The sequence below is a fragment of the Rhizobium sp. WW_1 genome, from assembly GCF_003610155.1.
Taxonomy (GTDB): domain Bacteria; phylum Pseudomonadota; class Alphaproteobacteria; order Rhizobiales; family Rhizobiaceae; genus Rhizobium; species Rhizobium tropici_A.
On sequence record NZ_RAIN01000004.1, the window covers coordinates 52,668 to 75,067 of the forward strand.

General features: G+C 59.5%; 20 protein-coding genes. 9 read left to right on the top strand and 11 right to left on the bottom strand.

All coding sequences use genetic code 11. The annotated features are described in order from the left end of the window. Window positions 1-7 precede the first annotated feature (7 nt). From BJ928_RS13205 to BJ928_RS13240, 8 genes are all read right to left on the bottom strand, one after another. Window positions 8-832 carry an ABC transporter ATP-binding protein gene (locus BJ928_RS13205; protein ID WP_047629652.1) on the bottom strand — a complete coding sequence of 275 codons (825 nt, stop codon included), beginning with the start codon at window positions 830-832 and terminating at the stop codon, window positions 8-10. Further along, window positions 829-1,818 carry an ABC transporter ATP-binding protein gene (locus BJ928_RS13210; protein WP_047629654.1) on the bottom strand — a complete coding sequence of 330 codons (990 nt, stop codon included), beginning with the start codon at window positions 1,816-1,818 and terminating at the stop codon, window positions 829-831. Before BJ928_RS13210 ends, BJ928_RS13205 begins: the two co-directional genes overlap by 4 nt. Before the next feature lie 4 nt (window positions 1,819-1,822). Beyond that, the gene (locus BJ928_RS13215) at window positions 1,823-2,680 is read right to left on the bottom strand and encodes an ABC transporter permease (RefSeq protein ID WP_047629656.1); all 858 of its coding nucleotides are present in this window, start codon (window positions 2,678-2,680) and stop codon (window positions 1,823-1,825) included. A 3-nt stretch (window positions 2,681-2,683) separates the two neighbouring features. Beyond that, window positions 2,684-3,688, bottom strand: a complete 1,005-nt coding sequence (locus tag BJ928_RS13220) for an ABC transporter permease (protein ID WP_047629658.1) — start codon at window positions 3,686-3,688, stop codon at window positions 2,684-2,686. Between the two features lie 117 nt (window positions 3,689-3,805). Further along, on the bottom strand, window positions 3,806-5,707 hold the full coding sequence (locus BJ928_RS13225; RefSeq protein ID WP_047629660.1) for an ABC transporter substrate-binding protein: 1,902 nt from the start codon (window positions 5,705-5,707) through the stop codon (window positions 3,806-3,808). A 192-nt stretch (window positions 5,708-5,899) separates the two neighbouring features. Beyond that, the gene (locus BJ928_RS13230) at window positions 5,900-7,408 is read right to left on the bottom strand and encodes an alpha-N-arabinofuranosidase (RefSeq protein WP_047629662.1); all 1,509 of its coding nucleotides are present in this window, start codon (window positions 7,406-7,408) and stop codon (window positions 5,900-5,902) included. Between the two features lie 218 nt (window positions 7,409-7,626). Next, on the bottom strand, window positions 7,627-8,556 hold the full coding sequence (locus BJ928_RS13235; RefSeq protein WP_047629663.1) for an ArsR family transcriptional regulator: 930 nt from the start codon (window positions 8,554-8,556) through the stop codon (window positions 7,627-7,629). Between the two features lie 181 nt (window positions 8,557-8,737). Then, window positions 8,738-9,238, bottom strand: coding sequence for an invasion associated locus B family protein (locus tag BJ928_RS13240; protein ID WP_047629665.1), 501 nt, complete (start codon window positions 9,236-9,238; stop codon window positions 8,738-8,740). A 160-nt stretch (window positions 9,239-9,398) separates the two neighbouring features. On the opposite strand from BJ928_RS13240, the gene BJ928_RS13245 reads away from it, so the two are divergent. Further along, complete coding sequence (locus tag BJ928_RS13245) at window positions 9,399-9,821, top strand: GNAT family N-acetyltransferase (RefSeq protein ID WP_047630435.1); 423 nt, start codon at window positions 9,399-9,401, stop codon at window positions 9,819-9,821. A gap of 287 nt (window positions 9,822-10,108) precedes the next feature. Beyond that, on the top strand, window positions 10,109-11,131 hold the full coding sequence (locus BJ928_RS13250) for an LLM class flavin-dependent oxidoreductase (RefSeq protein WP_047629667.1): 1,023 nt from the start codon (window positions 10,109-10,111) through the stop codon (window positions 11,129-11,131). 159 nt (window positions 11,132-11,290) lie between these two features. Here BJ928_RS13250 and cml read toward each other — a convergent pair whose 3' ends face one another. Next, window positions 11,291-12,487 (bottom strand): CmlA/FloR family chloramphenicol efflux MFS transporter, encoded by a 1,197-nt coding sequence (gene cml / locus BJ928_RS13255; protein WP_047629669.1) that lies wholly within the window; start codon window positions 12,485-12,487, stop codon window positions 11,291-11,293. Between the two features lie 336 nt (window positions 12,488-12,823). On the opposite strand from cml, the gene BJ928_RS13260 reads away from it, so the two are divergent. Beyond that, window positions 12,824-14,326 carry a globin-coupled sensor protein gene (locus BJ928_RS13260; protein ID WP_047629672.1) on the top strand — a complete coding sequence of 501 codons (1,503 nt, stop codon included), beginning with the start codon at window positions 12,824-12,826 and terminating at the stop codon, window positions 14,324-14,326. Window positions 14,327-14,417: 91 nt separating this feature from the next. Here the strand turns inward: BJ928_RS13260 and BJ928_RS13265 are convergent, their stop codons facing one another. Then, on the bottom strand, window positions 14,418-15,296 hold the full coding sequence (locus tag BJ928_RS13265) for a LysR family transcriptional regulator (RefSeq protein ID WP_047629673.1): 879 nt from the start codon (window positions 15,294-15,296) through the stop codon (window positions 14,418-14,420). A gap of 171 nt (window positions 15,297-15,467) precedes the next feature. Between BJ928_RS13265 and bla the strand changes: the two genes are divergently transcribed. Continuing rightward, entirely contained in the window at window positions 15,468-16,361 is an 894-nt protein-coding gene (bla, locus tag BJ928_RS13270) for a class A beta-lactamase (protein ID WP_047629674.1), read from the top strand. A 68-nt stretch (window positions 16,362-16,429) separates the two neighbouring features. Next, the gene (ampC, locus tag BJ928_RS13275) at window positions 16,430-17,623 is read left to right on the top strand and encodes a class C beta-lactamase (protein WP_245432296.1); all 1,194 of its coding nucleotides are present in this window, start codon (window positions 16,430-16,432) and stop codon (window positions 17,621-17,623) included. 77 nt (window positions 17,624-17,700) lie between these two features. On the opposite strand, the gene BJ928_RS38800 is transcribed toward ampC, so the two are convergent. Continuing rightward, the gene (locus BJ928_RS38800) at window positions 17,701-17,859 is read right to left on the bottom strand and encodes a hypothetical protein (RefSeq protein ID WP_183079406.1); all 159 of its coding nucleotides are present in this window, start codon (window positions 17,857-17,859) and stop codon (window positions 17,701-17,703) included. A 282-nt stretch (window positions 17,860-18,141) separates the two neighbouring features. Here BJ928_RS38800 and BJ928_RS13280 point away from each other — a divergent pair, with 282 nt between their 5' ends. From BJ928_RS13280 to BJ928_RS13295, 4 genes are all read left to right on the top strand, one after another. Further along, a complete protein-coding gene (locus BJ928_RS13280) occupies window positions 18,142-18,540 on the top strand; it encodes a hypothetical protein (RefSeq protein ID WP_047629676.1) in 399 nt (132 codons plus the stop codon). Between the two features lie 198 nt (window positions 18,541-18,738). Beyond that, window positions 18,739-19,428: a GntR family transcriptional regulator gene (locus tag BJ928_RS13285; protein WP_047630437.1), complete on the top strand. Its 690-nt coding sequence runs from the start codon at window positions 18,739-18,741 to the stop codon at window positions 19,426-19,428. Window positions 19,429-19,496: 68 nt separating this feature from the next. Then, window positions 19,497-21,011: a putative N-acetylmannosamine-6-phosphate 2-epimerase gene (locus tag BJ928_RS13290; RefSeq protein WP_047629678.1), complete on the top strand. Its 1,515-nt coding sequence runs from the start codon at window positions 19,497-19,499 to the stop codon at window positions 21,009-21,011. A gap of 47 nt (window positions 21,012-21,058) precedes the next feature. Next, window positions 21,059-22,384 (top strand): extracellular solute-binding protein, encoded by a 1,326-nt coding sequence (locus BJ928_RS13295; RefSeq protein ID WP_047629679.1) that lies wholly within the window; start codon window positions 21,059-21,061, stop codon window positions 22,382-22,384. Window positions 22,385-22,400: the final 16 nt, after the last annotated feature.

Genomic DNA, 22,400 nt, shown 5'->3' on the forward strand with positions numbered 1-22,400 from the left:
CCGCTGGTCAGCCAAGCGCTGCCGGCTCCATCTCGGGCGTGGTGGACAAGACTGCTTCCTTCAAGGCCCGCGAATAGGGATGCTGCGGATTGTCGAGAACGGCGCGCGCGCCGCCCTGCTCGACGATCTCGCCCTTCTTCATGATGATGATGCGATCGCTGATGTAGTAGGCGGTCGCCAGATCATGCGTGATGTAGATAATCGAGAGCCCAAGCTCCCTCTTCAGCTGACCGAAGAGATTGACGATCGCCATTCTCAACGAAGCGTCGACCATGGAGACAGGCTCGTCGGCCACCAATAGCCGCGGCTGCGGGATGAGCGCCCGTGCTATAGCCGTTCGTTGCAACTGGCCGCCCGACAGCTCATGCGGAAACCGCCCCTTCACCTCGGCAAGCGTCAGGCCGATATGGGCAAGTGCCTCGTCGGCCATGCGCTCGACATCGGTCCGGTTTGGCCGCATACCATCAGGCGCAAAACTTTTTGCTGTTTCAAAGAGATATCGATCGACCCTCTTAAGCGGATTGAACGCTTCGAACGGGTTCTGAAGAACCGGCTGCACCTCGCGCATGAAGGCACGCCGCTCGGATCGCCCGTGAACGGCGACGGGCTTGCCGCGAAAAGTGAGATCGCCTGATGTCGGTGCCGTCTGGCCGAGGATCATGGAGGCGATGGTGGATTTGCCCGAGCCGGACTCGCCGACGATGGAGAGGATCTCCGGCTCGTCTCCCAGGCTCAGGCTGACGTCGTTCACCGCCACGATCTGACGGCGGCTGAGCATCCCGCCCTGCCGGTAGACCTTGCTGACATGCGAAAGGGAAAGAAGATCGCTCATGGCGCGCCTCCCGTCACTGCAAAACAGGCAACACGCCGATCCGGCTCGACGGCTACCATGGGCGGCGCTTCGCGACTGCAGATATCCATGCGTTTCGGACAGCGCGGATGGAAACGGCAGCCCTCCGGCGGCATGGCGAGATTGGGCGGACGCCCTTCCAGCGAAGGCCGCTTCGAAGCATCACCGATCCTCGGCAGGCTTGAGACCAAATGCTGGGTATAGGGATGCAGCGGTATCTGAAAGAGCTTGCGCGTCGGCGCCTCCTCCACCAGACGCCCGGCATAGACGATGCCGATACGATCGGAAACGGCGGCGTGAACGCCCATGTCATGGGTAACGAAGAGGAAGGACGAGCCCATTTCGCGCTGAATCTCTCGGATCATCGACAGCACATCGCGCTGAACGATGACATCGAGCGCCGTGGTCGGCTCGTCGGCAATGATGAATTCCGGCGTGAGAATGGTGGCAAGCGCGATCGTCATGCGCTGGCGCATGCCACCGGACAATTCATGCGGATAGGCATCGAGGAGATGCGCGTCGAGCTTCAGCCGCTGGAGATGAGCGCCAACCCGGTCGAAGAAGGTGGCGCGATCGGCCTTCATATGGCGGAAGGCGAAATCCGTGAACGAGTGCCGGATGCGCCGCACGGGATTGAGCACATTCATCGATCCCTGCATGATATAGGACAGATGCCGCCAGCGAAGCGACGCCCGCTGCTCAGGCGTCATCGCGTAAATATCCTGCGTCCCGCCGTTAAAATGAAACTGGACGGCACCGGAAACGACGCGAAGCGGCGGCCGGATGGCGCCCGCGATCGTCTTGATCAGTGTCGTCTTGCCGCTGCTCGATTCACCCGCAACACCGTAGATCTCGCCGCGGCCGATCGACAGGCTGACATCATCCACCGCGCGCACCTCGCGATCGACGCCGTAAAGGAAGGCCCGATAGTAGGCCTTGAGGTTGTTGACCTCGACGACAGCCTCCATACCCTTAGCCTCCCATCCGGTTCAAACGACTGCGGGGGTCGTTGTATTCGTTCATCGACATCGACAGCAGGAAGAGCGCCATGAACAGCACCACGATGGCCGCCACCGGCGCTGCGACCCACCACCATGTTCCGGCGATCAGCGCCGAATGCGCATTGGCCCAATAGATCATCATGCCCATGGTCGGCGTCTCGATATCGGTGAACCCGAGCACCGAGAGCGTGATCTCCATGCCGATTGACCAGATCATGTTGTTCATGGTCGTGGCAAAGACGATCGGCAGCACATAGGGCAGATGCTCCTGAATGAGAATCTTGCGCATGCTCATGCCGGAATAGACGCTTTGCGTGGTGAAAGGTCGCGTCTTGAGACTGATTGCCACCGAGCGGATCAGGCGAGCATCATAGGACCAGCCGAGCGAGGCCATGACAACGATGAGCACCGTCCAGGTCATTTCGTCCTTCAGCACGAAATAGAACAGGATGAGCACCGGAAATTGTGGAATGACCATGATGCTGTCGTTGATCGCCATCAAGACGCGATCGACAACCCCTCCGGCGTAGCCCGCAACGAGCCCCACCGCCAGCGAGATGACGCGAGACAGGAAGGCGACGCCAATGCCGAAATAAAGCGTGTTGCGGAGTGCGGTCGTCAGTTGCCAGAACACATCCTGCCCACGTGATGTCGTGCCCAGCCAATATTGCCCATCCGGCGGCATATCCGGCGGTAGCAGATAAAGATCGGAAGGGCCATAGGGCGAGAAATAGGACAGGATGACCAGCCCCACGATGACGGCGAGCAGCAGGAGGCCGAAGAGGAATTCCATATTCTGGCGAGCAAGGTCGCGAACGATCGTCAGCATGGCCTACTCCACCTTGATGCGCGGGTCGATCAGAGGACCCAGTATGTCGATGATGAAGACGGCGGCGGCGACGCCGACAATCGAGAGCGCGCTCAGCCCCAAGACAAGGCTGTAGTCGCCGGCATGCACCGCCGAGATCAGGAGATTGCCGATACCAGGATAGCCGAAAACGATCTCGGTGATGACGGTGCCGTTGAAGACGGCGCCGAGCGACATGGCAAGACCGGTGAACTGCGGGACCATGGCATTGCGGGCGATATAGGAGCGCAGGATCTTGCGCTTCGGTACGCCGCCGAGCTCGGCGAAGACGACATAGTCCTCGGTGATGATGTTGGAAACGAGCGCGCGCATGCCGATCAGCCAACCACCCGTCCCGACAAGGATCAGGGACAGCGCCGGCAGGATGGAGTGCCGCAGGATATCGAGAACCAGTGTGACAGAGAGATTGAGATTGGTATTCATCTCATAACCGCCATTGATCGGCAGGATCGGCCAGATATAGCCAAAGAGAATGATGAGAACGAATGCCAGGATGTAATAGGGGATCGGCTGCATGGCGATGAAGACGAGGCTGACGGCCTTCAGCACCATGCTCTTGCGATAATAGCCCGCGAGCGCGCCGATCATGTTGCCGAGCAGGAACGTGATGATGACGGAAACGGTCATCAGGCCGATCGTCCAGGGCAGCGCCCTTGCGATGATGGCGGAAACCGGCGTCGGAAATGCCGAGAGCGACGGCCCGAGATCGCCGGTCGCAAGGCGTCCCCAGAAATGCAGATACTGTTGCCAGATGGAGCCCTCGAGACCGTAGAGTTCCCTCAGCGACTGGCGCATCAGCTCGACGGCACGCGGATCGGACTGGCCCATTTGCTGGATGGCGCCGATGCTTTCCGCGACCGGATCGATCGGCGTCATATGGGTGATGAAGAACGTCGCGGAAATGCCGAGGAAGACAACGAGCAGAAACTGGCCAAATCGTTTCAATACGAAAACTGGATAGGACGTCATGCCGCCGTCTTCCTCGCTGCTTGCTCTTCATCATCAATTGAAAAGATTCGCCGGACGTGCCTAGTGTCCGGCGAAAGGTGCCTGATGCCGCGATTGCCGCATCAGGGTCGGGAGAAATCAGGGCTGGGCCGGCTTCAACTTGACCATCATCAACCGGGAATTCGCCCAATTGGGAACGGGGTCCGTATAGGGGTCTGATATGGTTGGATAGCCCTTCCAGTAGGTCGTATCCATCGACGTGAAGACGTTGTAGGACATCAGCGGAATGGTTGGCATCTGCTGTGCCACCAGTTTCAGATAGTCCTTGCCGAGTTCGATGCCCTTCGGATCATCCGCGCTGATGCGGCGGATGTTTTCGATGATCTTGTCGAGCTCCGGATTGGACCAGCGCTGCCAGTTGCGCGGCGCCTGGTTCTCGCCTTTCTTGGCAACGAATTCGGAATGCCAGCTGTCGAGAAAGAAGGACAGATCGGGATCGCCGCCCCAGGTCTCGACGCTCCACGCGATAGCGACCTGGTAATCGCCAGGCTGCAAGCCCACCTGCCAGACGTTCGTTGACGGCGCAGCCTTGGAGTCGATCCCAAAGGCTGCCCATTGCTGGGCGATCAGAGTTCCCGCACGGGTAAAGACGGAGCGGGTGTCGCCTTCCACCGTCAGGCGGATCTTGAACGGCTGGCCCGCGGGCGTCATCCATTTGCCGCCCACCTTCTTGAAGCCGGCCTTTTCCAGGAGCTCGGCCGCAGCCTGCGGATCAGGCTTCCACCAGCCATAGCCGAAGGCGTTGCTGATCGCTGCCGGATCGGTCGGGATCTGATCCTTGTACTTCGGCTGCTTGCGCAGGATATCTGCGATCTGCTGGCCGATCGTTGGATCGTAAGGCTTGATCTTGCGCTTGCCGGTATCGATCTCGAAATTCTTCAGCCAATCCTGCATCGGCGCCTGGTAATCGGTCATCGCGATTGCCGTCGGCGGAACGCCGAGTGCAGATAGCGTGGCTGCGCCGCGATAGCTTGCCATGTCGACAGCCTTGATATCGATGAGCAAAGCCAGCGCCCAGCGTACGTCAGGATTCTGGAACAGCGGGTCCTGCGTATTGAAAATCACGGCCGGCAGCGTCGGATCGGGATGAGCGAAGGGGAAGCCGGGGAACCAGCTTTCGATCGTCTTCGACTTTTCCTTCAGCGTGAACATGCCTTCGGGCGTGTTGTCGTGAATGATATCGAGATTGTGCTCAAGCTGCGCAATCGTGCGCTTATCCGGCGGACCGGGATCGACATAGCTTACATATTTCGGAGCCGGCTCGCCGAAGCGCGCAAGCGAGGTGCGCTGCCAGTCGTCGCGCTTCTCCCAAGTGTACCATTTGCCCTGCGGATCGAAGGCTTTCAGCTTGTAGGCGCCGAGCGAAACGGGATTGGCGAAATCGTAGCGAACCGGATCAGCGACCTTTTCGAAGACATGCTTCGGCATGATCCAGGCGCCGTTCCAGCGAACGGTGAAAATCGAGTGGAAGCGCGAATTCGGCTTCTTCAGCTTGAAGACGACGGTGTAGGGGTCCGGAGCCTCAACGCTTGCGACTTGCACCGAGAAGGCCGCGCTCCAGTTCATGCCCGGATGGTCCATCTGCGTCTTGACGGTGTAGACCACATCGTCGGCGGTGAATTCGACGCCGTCGCTCCAATAGATGCCCTTGCGCAGCTTCACCGTCATCTGGGTGAAATCGTCATTATATTGCGGCTTGTCCGCAGCCAGCGAATTGTCCCAGGCCGAGCCGCCCAAGCCCTTTTCGGGGTCGATATACCAAAGCGTATCCATGGTCAGTTGCTGGAGGCCGGTCGAAACACCGCCGCCGCCGTTGACCCAGATGTTGAACCAACCCGGATTCTTGATCGTTCCCTCTGGATTCTCGACGATCAAGGTCTCCTTGCGAGGCAAGGCGGTATAATCCTGAGCCTGGGCAGCCGCGATGAGGCCGAACGTGGCCAGTGCGACACCGAAGGCAAGCTTCTTCCACTGCTGCATGATCTCCTCCCATTTTTGTCGATTGCGCAGCGCACCCAGGCAAAGGGGAGCAAACCACGACTTTCACCCTCTTCCCCGGCCGACCACGCAAGCCTTGCGCGGCAGTCCGGGTCTGCAACGGGCCGGCAGTCGCCTCCTCGCGACCTTTCGACCGTTGTCACCGCCGGGCACATACCGGCCCGGCCGCCAGCATCACACCGCCAGTCGGATCACCGTGTAGGAGAGCGGCTTCAACGTTGCGCGCAGCCGCCCATCCTCGATCTTGGCATCGCCGGTTTGGGTCGGGACGACGGCATTCGGCTGCGTCGCCGTGTTGACAGCCCGCAGATCGCTGTGGACCATCTCATGCTGTTCGACCACGCGGGCGCCGGCAAAGCCTTCAAGACGAGTATCGAGATCGAGCGAACTGTCGGGGTGGCGATTGACGGCAAACAGCGTGACCATGTTGCCGAGTTCATCATGGGCCGCCGACACATCGAGATAGGGCACATCATCAGCCTCGTCGCTGTCATAGGTCGGGCCGTCGGTGATGAGACGCAGCGCGTAGCCTCGACCATATTTCGAGGCGAAATACAGCGGATAATAGATGGTCTGGCGCCATGCCGGGCCGCCATCTTCCGTCATGATCGGCGCGATCACGTTGACGAGCTGGGCGATGCAGGCAATCCGCACCCGATCGGAACGGCGAATGAACGTGTTAAGGATGCCGCCGACCTGCAGCACATCTTCGAAGTTATAGACATCCTCAAGCAGATGCGGCGCATCCGGCCATTCGTTGCGAGCAAGGATATCCTTGTCCTGCTGGTTGGAGTGATACCAGACATTCCACTCATCGAAGGAAATGCCGATCGTCTTCTTCGAGCGCTTCTTCGCCTTGATATAATCGATCACGCCGCCGATGGTGACGATATAGCGATCGAGCTTCTCTGCCTTGGCGAGATAGTTCAGCGTATTTCGCTCGCGATTAGCGAAATACATATGCAGCGAGATGTGATCGGCGCTGTCGTAGCATTGGTCGAGAACCTGCGCTTCCCAATCGGGATAGGTCTTCATGTCGGAATTGGACGAGCCGCAAACGACCAGTTCGAGTGACTTGTCGAAGCCGCGCATGGCCTTGGCGGTCTCGTCTGCCAGGCGTCCATATTCGTAGGCGGACTTGTGACCCACCTGCCAGGGACCATCCATTTCATTGCCAAGGCACCAGAGCTTCACGTCATGCGGATCGGACCAGCCGTGCTTGCGGCGCAGATCCGACCAATAGGTGCCCCCCGGATGATTACAGTATTCGAGGAAGTTTCTCGCCGCATCCAGCCCGCGCGAGCCGAGATTGACGGCGAGCATCGGCTTGGTATTGGCCTTTTTGCACCAATCGACGAATTCGTTGACGCCGATCTGGTTGCTCTCGCGCGTCCGCCAAGCCAGATCCAGGCGAACCGGCCGCTCGGAACGAGGCCCCACCCCGTCTTCCCAATTGTAGGCGGAGACGAAGTTGCCGCCGGGATAGCGGGTATAGGGCGCGTTGAGTTCGCGCACCAACTCGATCACGTCCTTGCGGAAGCCATGCTCGTCGGCGGTCGCGTGGCCGGGCTCGTAGATGCCGCCATAGATTGCTCTGCCCAGATGCTCAAGGAAAGCGCTGTAAAGCCGGTCGTCAATGTCGGCAATTCGGAAATCACGGTGGACGATCACATGCGCCTTCACGGCCTTCCTCCCATATATATCATATATTTCGTTCTTATACCTTGATCTTGATACACTTTTGGGGTGCCGTCAACGCAGTCGAAGTGGAGAGCCATGTCGAAACCGCAGCAAAGAGGCGTACAGGCAAAGATAATACCTTACAAAAACAATTACTTATAAAAAATATGACTTATCGGAATTTTGCGCCGATCGTATGTTATATATCAAATTAATTGATATTATTGCGCCAAGTCGATGCGCATCAGGATATCGCGGCCGTAATTGCCGAAACCGCGGCCAAAAATATTGATACCGCCGGTGTTGCGCGCATCCTCGGCGATGCCAATTCGCAGACGAATCGACGAATGCTGGCCAATGGCGAGATCATCGATCGTCAAGTCGGAAGCGGCCACACCATCGATGAACGTGCCTTTCTTCGAGATTCTCCAGGTCTTCAGCTTGCCGTATTGCGAACCCTCGAGCTTCCACCAGCTTGGCGTGAAGGCACCGCGCTTGTCGCCGTAGTCGCCGGGCGAGGTCCATGTGCCGACAGCGACGCCGTTGACCCAGACCGTGATGTCGGACGGCCAATCCGGATTGGTGCCGGGCACCTCGGAAGACAGCTCCATCGAGAACTCGATGGCATTGACATTCCGGTTCAAGATCTTGGCATTGTTCGGGAATTTATATTCGACATGGCCGCGGCCGAACCAGAGAAGGCCGGTCTGCATGCGCTGCGGATCGAGAAAATAGTCGGGAACATCGAGCAGCCCGATCACGCCCTCGGTGGAACACAGGCCACATGGCGCGTGCGTCTCGCAACTCGTATAGAGGCCGATCGGCATGGCCACTTCGATCACGTCCTCATCGTGCTTGAAGGCCTGGTCCTCAAAACTCAAAAGGATTTCGTCGTAAAGCGCGGTGCAGATCTTCTGGTAGCCCTTGCGTGCTTTCGCGGCCTTGGTTTCGACCAGACCTGCTTCCTCCAGGATCATGATTCCCGTCGCGACGGTGGATTGCGGCAGATCCAGCTCCCGGGCGATCTCGTTGACGTTCAACGAGCCTTTGGCACAGAGCAATTTCAGCATATCGACGCGCGCCGGCGCCGAAAGTGCCCTGAAGACCGCCGCGTTCTCACCCGCATAAATTGTCAGAAAGCCGCGCTTCATTTAAATCCTGAATGCCCCATCAACAGGTTTCATTTATATCAGGATTTTTGATTTCACAAGAGATATCGGTCCGAAAGTCCGACTGGCGCTTTCTCCACAGCATAAGAAGGTGCCAGTCGGCTGATCCGCTACATAATTCGTCGCGAGGAAATCCTGGATCGGGTTTCGGATGCCGATCGACTTACTTGCACGTCTCTATCCGCTTCAAAGCAGCCGTAATACCGGAGAGCGAATAGGAATAGCTCGTCTCGGTGCCGCGCTTGGAGGTTGCCTGCAACTGAAGCTGGGCGCCGCCCTTCATAGCGCTCACCATGGTCGGTTCCTGCCCCTCGTTCCTCACCCAGCCATGCCGGTCTTTCGTAAACATCGGGAATGTCTTGTCGCCGACCGTCGCCGTCATCTGCGCGCCGTCTTTCAAGTCGTAGCCCATTGCGGCTTCGGGAACCAATTTGTCGCCGGGGGACAGGCGCGAGACAATGAAGAAGTTGTCGCCATGGTCGACGCTGGCGGGCTGCTGCGCGACCGGCCGCGATAGAACGTAGCAGCTGACGCTGTCGCCCGATTTATAAGAATACGCGCCCCAATGATCGAACTGATCGATACGGACGGGCACTTCCGCATGCGCAATACCGGCGCCGAATGCGACGAAGACCAGAGCGGGGGCGAATTTTCTAGCAAACATAGTTTCCTGCCATTTCTTGTTTCAAGGACGTTGAAAGCGAGAGAAGCACTCACACACGCGGCAGTTTCGGTGCGGTGCGTTATCCGATTGTTAATGTGTTCCTTAAAATTTGTTCATGTTAGAAGACGCGCGGGAAACTATGCCGGAGGAAATTGCAACCATGTCGAGCGCCACCATTTCAGTCCTGGACAATCCGTCCGACGCCGACCGCCGTGCCATTCTTACGCCTCTGGACGCCTTCAATACGGCAAGAGCGGGTAATGAGAATTACGAGCCGATCGCCGTCGTCCTCCGCGACGAAACGGGCGATATCGTCGGCGGCCTTTGGGCGCAGCTCTATTTCGACTGGGCCTTTATAGAACTGCTTTTCGTCCCCGAAAGCCTGCGAGGCGCGGATTTCGGATCGAAGCTGATCCGTGAAGCGGAGGAGATCATCAAGGCAAAAGGCGCCGTCGGCATATGGCTCGACACGTTCAGTTTTCAAGCGCCCGGCTTCTATGAGCGTCAGGGCTATGAGCGCTTCGGCACGCTCGAGAATTATCCGAGAGGCATGAAGCGTTTCTTCTATCGCAAGATCTTCTGATCCTTGGCGTCGGGGGCGAAGCCGCTGCATCCAGAGCGTGCAAACTGAATCCACAGAATAGTCAAGGGCTCACCCATTTCCAGCGCGTCTGGCACCGTTGACGGTCAGTTCACAGATTGCGCTGTTCCATCCGGCTGCATCCGTGCACATATACGCGCCTGAACCTACGGCTTTTGCGAGCCATGGCAGCAAGAGGCAGGCAACGACATATATTGTTCGGCTGGATCTGCCTCGGTGTGCATGACGCAATATCGGGCCGTGCTAACAGGATACAGTAGGATGGTATCATGAAGAAGATCGGTTTCCTTTCCTTCGGCCACTGGACGCCCTCACCCCAATCGCAGACACGCTCGGCGGCCGACACGCTGCTGCAGTCGATCGATCTTGCCGTCGCGGCGGAACAGTTGGGCGCAGACGGCGCCTATTTTCGCGTGCATCATTTCGCGCGCCAGCTCGCCTCGCCCTTTCCGCTGCTGGCTGCGGTCGGCGCCAAGACCAGCCGCATCGAAACCGGCACCGCCGTCATCGACATGCGCTATGAGAACCCGTTCTACATGGCCGAGGACGCAGGCGCGGCCGACCTCATCGCCGGCGGACGTCTACAGCTCGGCATCAGCCGCGGCTCGCCGGAACAGGTTATCGATGGCTGGCGCCACTTCGGCTATGCACCGATGGAAGGGGAAAGTGACGCCGATATGGGTCGTAGACATACGGAAGTGCTGCTCGATCTCTTGCGCGGCGAAGGCTTCGCACAGCCGAATCCGCGGCCGATGTTCCCCAATCCGCCCGGCCTGCTGCGCCTGGAGCCCTATTCCGAGGGCCTGCGCGAGCGCATCTGGTGGGGTGCCGGCTCCAACGCCACGGCCGTATGGGCGGCAAAGCTCGGCATGAACCTGCAAAGCTCGACGCTGAAGGACGATGAAAGCGGCCTGCCCTTCCACGTTCAGCAAGCCGATCAGATCAGGGCGTATCGCGAGGCCTGGAAAGAGGCCGGGCATAAGCGCGAACCACGGGTCTCCGTGAGCCGCAGCATCTTCGCGCTGGTGAACGATCTCGACCGTGCCTACTTCGGCAGCAGCGGCAAGGATGACGACAAAGTCGGCTTCATCGATGAGAAGACGCGCGCGATTTTCGGCCGCAGCTATGCCGCCGAGCCGGATGTGCTGATCGAACAACTGGCGAAGGACGAAGCGATCGCCGCCGCGGATACGTTGCTGCTGACCGTGCCGAACCAGCTCGGGGTCGATTACAACGCCCATGTCATCGAGTCGATCTTGACCCATGTGGCGCCAGCGCTGGGGTGGCGTTAACGCGGTCACGAATGCCGGGATGCCGATCAGGCATCCGCGGCACACGTTCGCATGAAACAGCAAATGCTACAAACGAAGTCGATCGCCCGCGAAGAAGCTAGCCTTCTTCGCGGGCGACGGCGTTAGGCTTGATCCCCTGAAGTGCGCGCGCTCGGCGAGTTAAGCCGGGGCATTACCACATTGCAACAGGCGTAATGCCATTAGCACCAGCAACGCCATCAGCGTCGAGAAGGCGACAAGCGGCCATGCGCTATCGCCATTCAGCACGGTAACCGCCAAAGTTCCGGCAACGCTGACGATCAGGCTTTGAATGCAGAAGTAAAACGCGACGGCCGATCCGGCTATGTCGTCAAATTCCGCCAGCGCGCCATTCGCCGTAACCGCTCCGGCGAAGACAATGCCGACCGCCATGATCCACATCGGCAGCACGAAGCTTGCAAAGGACGGCGAGCCGTATAACTGACCGAAAGCAAGCGCTGCGGCACCGACAAGAAGCAGCAACATGCCCCGTGCGGTACAGCCTGCGACGCCCCATTTCCCGACAAACGATCCGGCAAAGCGCGTGACGACGATCATCACGACGGCAACCGTTGCAAATGCGACGCTGAAACCAAGCTCGGAATAGCCGGCCTGACCGATCAACACGCGCGGAGCAGTCGAAAAGAACACGAAGAACGTGCCCATGCTCGCACTGAAAGCCAGCGTATAGGTCCAGAACGGCCGGCTGGTGAAAATCAGCCGGACGGAACGGCGTGGTCCGGTCGTGACCGTAGGCATTGTTTCGTGCCACTTCACCATTGCGGGAAGAATAGCCATCAAGGCCATGATTGCGAGCAACATGAAGATGGCGCGCCATCCGAACTGATCGGCAATCATGGCCCCTGCGATAGGGCCGAGCGCTGGGACGAAGGACAGTATCGAGCCGAATGTGGCATAGATAATGGCCTGCTCCGGACGATTGCCATAGACATCCCGCACAGTCGCAAAGGTCGCGACCAACGCAGCGGAAGCGCCTGTGGCCTGCAGCAGGCGGCAAAGCACGAAGGCGGAAGCGCTCCATGACAAGGTCGCTCCAAGAGAGGCAACGGCAAAGAGAACCGCGCCCGAAAGCAGGACGGGACGCCGGCCGATGCGATCCGAAAGCGGACCGAACAGGACCTGCCCGAGACCGAGCATGATCATATAGAGGCTCAACGTCAGCTGGATCACCGCAGGCGTCGTGTCGAGAATGTCGGGCATCGACTGCACGACAGGAAGATAGATATCCATAGCCAGCGAGGCGAGAATATCGAAAGGCGCCATCAGCAAGAGCGCTGCCGGCAGCGTATAGGCCCAGGACGGGCGCATGTCAGACATGAGAAATTTCCGCTCGAAAGAGAGTTCGGGCGGCGCCTGCCAGTGGCTTCAATTGCAATGAGATCGACAGCACGCCGCAACAACAAAAGCTGTTGCGGCTTATCTATCTGCTGACTTGGAGTTCCCCATGCCAATTGCTCCACGACGAAATATGTAGTGACGGCCAGTCTGTAACAGAAGCCGGCAAGACGGGCAATAACATTGCAAGGCGCAAAAGGCTGCAACCTGACCATGTGAAGCTGCGACAATCTTGCCGCGAAAATCGGCTGAAAATCTAATAGATTCTTAACCATACCCATGCCCTAACTGCTTGTAATTTCTTTCTTGGAGCAGACTATGGTGCGCGCATCGAAAATGGACGAGTTGAACGATCGGCTCGACTTTGTTGGACTGGGGCAAGATGCCCGGCAAGCTCTCTCGGAGCTGCAGCCGACCATCGAAGCCGCCGTCAAGGGCTCTCTCGACACCTTCTACGAGAAGATCGCCAAACATCCGGCAATGTCGAAGTTTTTCTCGTCGCAGCAGCATGTGGCACATGCGAAATCCAAGCAGCAGGATCATTGGAAGACGATTGCCTCGGGCAAATACGGTCCCGATTATGTCGAGGCCGTCTCTGCCGTCGGCAGGACCCATGCCCGCCTCGGGCTCGAGCCGCGCTGGTATATCGGCGGCTACGCCCTGATTCTCGAAGGCATGGTCCGCTCGATCGTCGCGCAGCAGCTGTCAGGCTTCATGCATCGCAAGCACGAGCAGGCCCTGTCGCGCCGGCTGTCGGCTATCGTCAAGGCCGCACTCCTCGACATGGATTACGGCATTTCCGTCTATCTGCAGGTGCTTGCCGACGAACGCGATCGCGCCGAAGCCGAGCGGGCCGCAGCACAGCGCGAGCAGGAGCGCGCGCTCAATGCGCTCGGCTTGGCGCTGAACGGCCTTGCGAACGGCGACCTGACGGCTGACATCACCGACGCCCTTTCGACCGAATTCGAAGTTCTGAAAAGCAACTACAATGAGTCACTCGCCTCTCTCGGCACGGCGATGCAGCGCATAGAGGATTCGGTGACCCGCGTTCGCGACGAAGCCGGGTCCATTTCTTCCGCCGCTGACAACATGGCGCGGCGCACGGAGCAACAGGCGTCAGCGCTTGAGGAAAGTGCGGCGGCGATCGACCAGATCACCACGATCTCCGAGCAGACCGCAGAGCGAACGCGCGAAGTCCAAGCAATCGTCAAGGAATCCGCCTCCGAGGCAGAGCGCTCCCGCGAAGTCGTCCAGCAAGCCGTTTCGGCCATGGGCGATATTGAAACCTCCTCCCGCAAGATGACCGACATCATTTCCGTCATCGACGATATCGCCTTCCAGACCAACCTTCTGGCATTGAACGCTGGCGTCGAAGCGGCAAGAGCCGGCGAACAGGGCAAGGGCTTTGCCGTCGTCGCCCAGGAAGTCCGCGAACTGGCCCAGCGTTCGGCAACGGCCGCCAAGGAGATCAAGAATCTGATCGACAGGTCGTCGAACGACGTCCGTCGCGGCGTCGAGCTGGTCCACCGGACCGGCGAAGCGTTGTCCTTGATCGGCAATCAGGTCGCCTCCATCGACAGAAATGTCGGTGCCATCGCCCGCTCAACGCAGGAACAGGCCGTCGGCATCAGCGAGATCAACTCCGCCGTCCGCAACATGGACCAAATGACGCAACAGAACGTCGCGTTGATGGAGGAAACCAACGCCTCGACCCGGCACCTCGCCGATATCAGCAACGAACTTGCTGGTCTGGTTGGCCGGTTCAAGACGGTGCGCTCTGGCACGCGGACGGGCGCCGTGAGGTTGAAACTCGCAAGCTGAAGCCGCCGAGCTTAGCCGCCTTCACGGCCATAAAAGCCAATTCATTGCAAATAGCTCCGGACGCACGTCCGGGGCCGTTTTAGGTTGCGTGTCACCCAGGCATCTCCTCGATTTCCGCAAGCAGCCACTGCCGAAACGTTTTCATCGACGCCGTCTCTGCCCGCGATTTCAATCGCGTCAGCCAGTAGCTTCCGGTCGTCGCGGTCATTGTGAACGGTTGCATGATGCGCCCGGTCTCGATGTCGTGCGAGAACATCGCCACTGGCACGAGCGCGACGCCCACGCCGCGTGCCGCAGCTTCCACGAGTGTCAGTGAGGAATCGAACATCCAGCCCCGCAGATGAGGAGGCTGCAGACCCGCAGCCCTGAACCAGAGCGACCATTCGTCGAGCCGATAAGAGCGCAACAGCTCGACATCGGCGAGATCGGCAGGCGTGCGCAACCTTTCCCCAAGCGCCGGCGTGCAGACCGGAGAAAGCGGCGCATCCAAAAGGTGGATCGCCTCGGTCCCATGCCAGGCGCCGTCGCCGAAGCGCAGAAAGAAATCCAACCCGTCGAGCACCATATCGGCGCGATTGTTATTTGTTTTCAGGCGCAGATCGACATGCGGATGCAGCGCCTTGAAGCCCCCGAGGCGCGGCAGCAACCAGCCGATGGCAAAGGTGCCGACGACGCCGACCGTCAGGATTTCGGCAAAGTTCCCCTCCTCCAGCTGGCTGAGCGTGGCGCTCATGCGGCGAAAGGCATCGGTCAGCACCGGCAGCAGCGCGTGTCCCTCATCGGTCAGGGCAAGGCCGCGCGGCAGGCGCTTGAAGAGGGTCACGCCAAGCACGTCCTCCAGCGCCTTGACCTGATGGCTGATAGCCGTCTGGGTGACCCGGAGTTCCAGTCCGGCCCGCGTAAAGCTGCAATGGCGCGCCGATGCCTCGAAAACCCTAAGAGCATTCAACGGCAGCTGTGAGATGTCCATTTGTGTCCTAAGGCCAAGTTTTTCTCATGTCTAAGCGCAGAATTGATCGTTTGTCTAGGGCAGGAAGCGGAGCCATAGTCCGCCTCGCAGGGTGATTTGCCAGACCTCAATGACGTCCACGAGGGCCTGATAGGCGCACCTCTGCCCAACATAAATCGAAGTGGAAAAAAGATGACGATCTTACTGTCGCGCCGGCAAAGTCTTGCCGGCAGCTTGCTTGCGCTGCCTGTTCTGGCAGGGATCAGCGCGGTTGGACGCACTGCAGACGAGAATGCGGGTGAGGCACAGCTTGCCGCACTCGAAAGCAAGCATCCAGGCCGCATCTGCGTCAGCGTTCTCGACATGGCAAGCGGCAAGCGCATCGAACACCGGCCTGGCGAGCGCATCCTGATATGCAGCACCTTCAAGACGCTGGCGGCCGCCCTGGTGCTGGCACGCGTCGATAAGGGCGAAGAGAAGTTCGACCGGCGCGTTCATTATACGGAACGCGATCTTGTCGACAGCTCGCCAGCGACGAAGGCGAATGTAGGTAAGGGCGGCATGACCATCGCGGAACTCTGCGCGGCAATGATGACGCTTAGCGACAATACCGCCGGCAATCTATTGCTTGCAAGCTTCGGCGGGCCAGGAGCACTGACAACCTTCTGCCGCAGCCTTGGCGACGAAATTACCCACCTCGACCGCCTTGAGCCGGAACTGAACTATCACGATACGCCAGACGACCAGCGCGATACAACAACGGCGGCGGCCATGCTGGAAAACCTGCGACGGCTTCTGTTCACCGATGTGTTGTCGCCGGCTTCGCGATTGCAGCTGGCCGCCTGGCTGATGACCAACAGGACAGGCGATACCCGATTGCGTGCCGGTCTTCCGAAGAATTGGCTGGCCGGTGACAAGACCGGCACGAACGGCGACAAAGACGGCAATGCCAATGACATTGCAGTTCTGTGGCCATCAAACCGCGCGCCCATCATCGTCACGGCCTATTGCGAAATACCGGCGATCGCAGCCGACGAACGCAACGCCATCATCGCCGAAATTGGCCGCATCGCCGCGACGATATGAATTCCAGCCCCATCTCCCTTTCCACCGCACAATCCGGCACGGCCGATCATCATAATGAGGATATCATCTTGAATATACGTTCCAATTCGCTGCAGAAGCTCGGCATAATCGCGGGCTGCATCTTTTATGGGATCGGCGTCCATGCCGCCGAAGACAATGACCGGGATCAGCTGGAGCGTGCCGTCAACGAGACTATTCGCCCGCTCATGAAGGAAAACGACGTGCCGGGCATCGCAATCGCGATCACCGTCAAGGGCAAGCATTACATCTTCAACTATGGCCTCGCCTCGAAGGAGAACGGCCAGAAGGTCACGAACGACACGATCTTCGAGCTTGGCTCTATCAGCAAGACCTTCGCGGCCACACTCGGCACCTATGCCCAGATCAGCGGAAAGCTGTCTTTGTCCGACAAGGCGACGAAGTATATGCCTGAGCTCATGGGCACCAGTTTCGACAAGGTCAGCCTCCTCGATCTCGGCACATACGCGGCAGGCGGACTGCCCCTGCAATTTCCCGATAGCGTGACGGATCAGGACAAGATGGTTGCCTACTATCGCAACTGGCATCCTTCCTTCGCACCGGGCACGTACCGGCAGTATTCCAACCCCAGCATCGGCCTGTTCGGCTATCTGACCGGTCAGGCTATGGGCCAGCCGTTCGATGCGCTTATGCAGGAAAAGATCCTTAACGGCCTCGGCCTGACCCACACCTATGTCCGCGTTCCGCCGTCAGAGATGGGCAACTATGCCTATGGATATTCAAAGCAAGACAAGCCGATCCGCGTCAATCCCGGCGTGCTCGACACGCCGGCCTATGGCATCAAAACCACGGCCTCAGACATGCTTGCCTTTCTTGAAGCCAATATGGGCGACGCGAAGCTCGACGGCACGCTTCAGCAAGCGGTCGATGCGACGCATGTCGGCTATTACCGCGTCGACAACATGACGCAGGCGCTGGGCTGGGAAATCTATGCCTATCCGACGACGCTCGCGCGACTGCTCGCCGGCAATTCATCCGACATGGCACTTGAGCCGCACAAGGTCACCCGCCTCGAGCCGCCGCAACAGCCGCGCAAGGATGTCCTGCTGAATAAAACGGGTTCGACGAACGGCTTCGGCGCATACGTAGCCTTTTTTCCCGCCCGGCAAGTCGGCATCGCGCTGCTGGCGAACAGGAACTTTCCGATCCCTGCACGCGTCTCCGCCGTCTACAAGATCCTGACCGCCGTCGAAAATCTGCCGGGATCGAATGAGGCAAAATAGAAACCGGGCTTGAAGCTTTAGTCCGCCTCGACAAACGGCCGGCCCTCGCAAAAGCTGATGAGGCCGGCCAATATTATTTACGAATTATCGGACGTCCGGCGCGGGATCGCATCGGCTTGGGAGGCCTCTGTCCCGTTGAAGAATTCCTGCAGGAGCCGGGTTATGCGCTCTGGCGATGTACCCTTGGCATATTCTTCCTGCATCCGGCGTCTGACCAGCATTTCCAAGACTGACATGTCTTTCACCTCATAATTCCGGCGCAAGGGAAATGTCGCTCTCAATGGCGCGGGAGGCAAGTTACAGTTTTTTCATGGTCTTGGCGGTTTTGTGGCCAAGCGTTGCCGCGCCGTACCAAACACGGCGCTGACCGAAGCGTGATCGATCTTTCACTTGCCAAATAGCGGCGCATCGTAGAAGTGAAAGCGGCCAATCGGTCGGTTGTTTGCGCTTCGTTAACCTGAGTGCTTTAGCGGGCCACATCCCGACCTTTGGATGATGTCGCCTGCAAGGAATGAATAATGCCCATAAAGAAAAGCTCTGCCTCTGATGTTTTCCAGCGCAAGATTTCGGATTTTTGCGATATGCGGCTCCAGCCGCTACTTCAGCCGCGTAGCTTCGAGAATATCAAAGGCTTCATGATCGGCCTGATCGTTTTCCAATCGCGTCCCCCTCTTCGGGCAGGGCGCGTGGACTTCCAGGAAATTGCCTCGCTCTGCGGCATGGACGAGGAAATGAGCCCGGAATTCAAGCGGGCCGCCCAGCCCGGCTTCGACGCTATCCTTCGCTGGCTGGGAGCCACGAAGACCAATACGACCCATATTCCATCCGCCGCCTCTCGGGCTGCGGCGAAAACAACTTTGCGTGTTCCCGGCAAAGCCATGCCGGCACCGCTAGAGCGCCGCGCTCTAGCCTCCTGATACGAACTGCATACCGGTCCGCACTTGCGGACCGGTATGCCCTTTATCTGTCTCGACAGACCGTAAAAACCTGTACAGTATAATACCAGTATCGAACAGGACGATATTTTTCATCGTCGTGCCGTCAAAGGAAAGATTGCCTTGGCAACTGATATTGTCGAACTGGTCAGGAAAGAGCTCGCTTCCGGCGCTCAAGGAATGCCGCTCTACAAGCAGCTGAAGAGCGCCATCGAAGCCGCCATTCGTAGCCACGCCTTCAAATCCGGGTCGGTATTGCCGGGCGAGCGCTCGCTTGCCGAGAACCTTTCCCTTTCACGCGTAACGGTTCGAAAAGCGCTTGCCATGCTGGAAGAGGAAGGCATGTTGAGCCGGCGGCAAGGTGCGCGCAGCGAGATCGGCTCGCGTGTCGAAAAGTCGCTTTCCACCCTTACCAGCTTCTCCGAAGATCTGCGTGCTCGCGGCATGGAACCGGGCTGCATCTGGATTTCCAAGCAGTTAACCCGTCCGTCACCGGCCGAAATGATGGCGCTCGGTATATCGGCCAATGCGCAGGTCCTGCGTATGCGCCGCGTGCGCACCGCCGATGGCGCTCCGATCGCCGTCGAACACGCCGCCGTGCCGGTTCGCTTCCTCCCCTCGCCTTCGCTCGTCGGCGATTCCCTCTACGAAGCGCTTGCCGAACGCGGTTTCCTTCCGAAGCGCGCCGTTCAGCGCATGCGCGCGCGTGCCGCCTCGCCGGAGGATGCGCAGCATCTGCGCTGCGAGCCGGGTGCGCCGATCCTGACGACCGAGCGGCGCTGCTTTCTCGCCGACGGAGAGATCGTCGAGTTTTGCGAGACCCGCTACAAGGGCGAGGTCTACGATTTTGTCTTCGAGCTACAAAGATAATACCAGTTTAAAACCGGTTGCTTTCTGGTAATCATTGTCTATCGTAGCGCTCCGAAAAGGGGTGTCGAATGCGCAAAGAAGATCTCAATCTGAGCCTCATCGTATCATGCCAGCCCGTGCCGGGCGGAGCGATGGACGAGGCGATTTTCGTCAGCGGTTTTGCACGCGCGGCCCTGGCCGCCGGTGCCCGCGCGCTGCGCATCGAGTCGGCGGCCTATGTCGCCGCCGTCAGAGCCGCCGTCGACGCGCCAATCATCGGCATCGTCAAACGCGACCTTGATGATAGTCCGGTGCGCATTACCCCTTTCATCGCCGACGTCGAGGCCCTAGCCGATGCCGGCGCCGATATTATCGCCTTCGACGCCACCGATCGACCTCGTCCTGAAACCATCGAGGCGCTGCTTGCCGCCATCAAGGCACGGGGCCTGCTGTCCATGGCGGATTGCTCCTGTCTGAAGGATGCGGAACGTGCGCTTGAAGCCGGCGTCGACTTCGTCGGCACGACCATGTCGGGCTATGTCGGCGGCCCCGAGCCAGTCGAACCGGACATCGCGCTAATTGCCGCCATGCGGCAGCTGACCCCCTACGTGATCGCGGAAGGCCGTATCCGCACGCCTGAACAGGCCGCCGAGGCAGTGCGGGCGGGCGCCGGCGCCGTCGTGGTCGGCTCGGCGATCACGCGGACAGAGCATGTGACGTCCTGGTTCGACGCCGCCGTCTCGACTGCCTTTTCGCAGCGCGAAGGCGCCACGCTCGCAATCGACATCGGCGGAACCAAGACCCTGGCAGCGTTGGTCAGGGGCACGCAGGTGCTTGCGGAAAGGACGATCGCGACCAGCCGGCAGGTAGGGCCGGACGCGTGGCTGGCGGCCATCGCCGAACAGGCACAGTCCTGGAGCAGGCAGTACGACCGCGTCGGCATCGCCGCAACCGGCCTGATAGACGACGGGCGCTGGTCTGCACTCAATCCCGCGACGCTCGCAATTCCGGACGCCTATCCGTTGGCGGCGCAAGCTGAAAACTTGTTCGGCAAGCCGGCCTTCGCCGTCAACGATGCGCAGGCGGCAGCCTGGGGCGAACACAGGTTCGGTGCCGGTAATAACGAGGACACCGTGTTCCTGACCATATCCACAGGAATTGGCGGCGGTGTCGTGGTCAACGGGCAGCCATTGCTCGGCCTTGCCGGTCATTTCGGCCTCATCCGCGGACCCACGCACGGCCAAGCTCCGCTGGAAGATGTCGTTTCCGGCCGATGGATGGCAGCGGAAGCCGCCCGCACCGGGCATCCGGCCGAGGCGCCCGAGATCTTCCAAAAGGCACGCGAAGGCACTGACTGGGCCGAGGCGATCGTCGCACAGTCCGCAGCGCGCGTCGCACTTCTATGCCGCGACATACAGATGATGTTCGCGCCAAAACGCATCGTCATCGGTGGCGGTATCGGTCTGGCGCCCGGCTATCTCGAAGCTGTTCGTGCACAGCTCGCAGGGTTGGCTCCGCATCTCGCACCGCATCTGGTTGCGGCAAGCCTCGGCCCCCATGCCGGCATCATCGGCGCGGCGGACCTGGCCGGGCGCCAGCGATAGACACGCCTGCCGCATTCAACCAACAACGATAAGGAAAGGGAACGAGAATGAAATTCAAGCACATATCATCTGCAATGCTTGCCCTGATGCTGTCAGCAACAGCGCTGCCGGGCCTTGCCAACGCCAAGGTCGTCGTCCTCGGCTGGCCGGGAGGTTCCGAGGAAACGGCGCTGCGCGCCACCGCCGATCTTTACAACAAGACGGCGTCGGATGCCGACAAGGTCGAACTTCTGTTCTTCAACCGCGACGGCTTCTTCGACAAGCTGCAGGCCGATATGGCGGCCGGCTCCAATGCCTTCGACGTCAATCTGGTCGCAACCTATTCGATCGGTCGCTATGCGCCCTATATGGAGCCGATCGAGCTTAATGCCGACGCCTCGAAGGTGTTCGGCGATACCGTCCTGAAGACGATGCAGTTCGACGGCAAGCAATATGGCGTGCCGACCGATCTGTCGCTGCATTTCATGTACTACCGCAAGGATCTCGTCGACGCGTTGATCGCCGATCCCGACGCCAAGGCCAAGTATGCCGAGATCTCCAAGAAGTATCTCGGCAAGGAGCTTGCGCCCAAGCAGCCCGATGACTGGACATGGGACGATTGGGCGGCGACTTCGCTCTATTTCAGCAAGCAAGTCAACCGCCAGAGCCCGGTCCGCTATGGCACCGTGCTGCAGATGAAGAACCTTCTCTTCAACATGATGGTGTTCCAGTCCCTGCCGCGCTCCTATGGCGGCGACTGGATGGACGCCAGCGGCAACGTCACGATCGACTCGGATGCCTACAAGACGGCGCTGAAACTCTACAAGACGCTTTATGACGCCGGTGCGTCGCCGAAGGATTCGCTCAGCTACGAATATCCCGAAACCAATGCCGCCTTCAGCTCCGGGCAAACCGCGACTGCCCTGCAATGGAATGCGGCAGCGGCTGAGCTCACGGACCCGAAGAAATCGCCTGCCGTCGCTGACGTAACCGGCATCGTTGCACCACCGGCCGGGCCGAACGGACGCGCCGATCATATTCACGGTCTCGGCCTCGGGCTCAACAAGCACGCGCAGAACAAGGAAGGCGCGATCAAGTTCCTCAAATGGCTGTCTTCCGAGGATGCGGCCCTTGCCTATGCCCGCGCAGGCGGTTCGCCCGCGCTGACACCGGATGTCGTCGCCAAGGTGGCCAAGGAACGCCCCGATCTCGTGAAGCTCGGCGAATTCGCCAGCAAGTATGGCTACGTCATGACGGGTGCCACCTCCGCCAAGGCGCTTTCGGTTTACGAACTGCAAGCCAAGGAATTCACCGGTTACTGGTCCGGCCAGCAAAGTCTTGAGGATGCGCTTGCCCATACCAAGGCGGGCATGCAGGATCTCTTGAAGAAATAGGGACAAGGGCCGGATG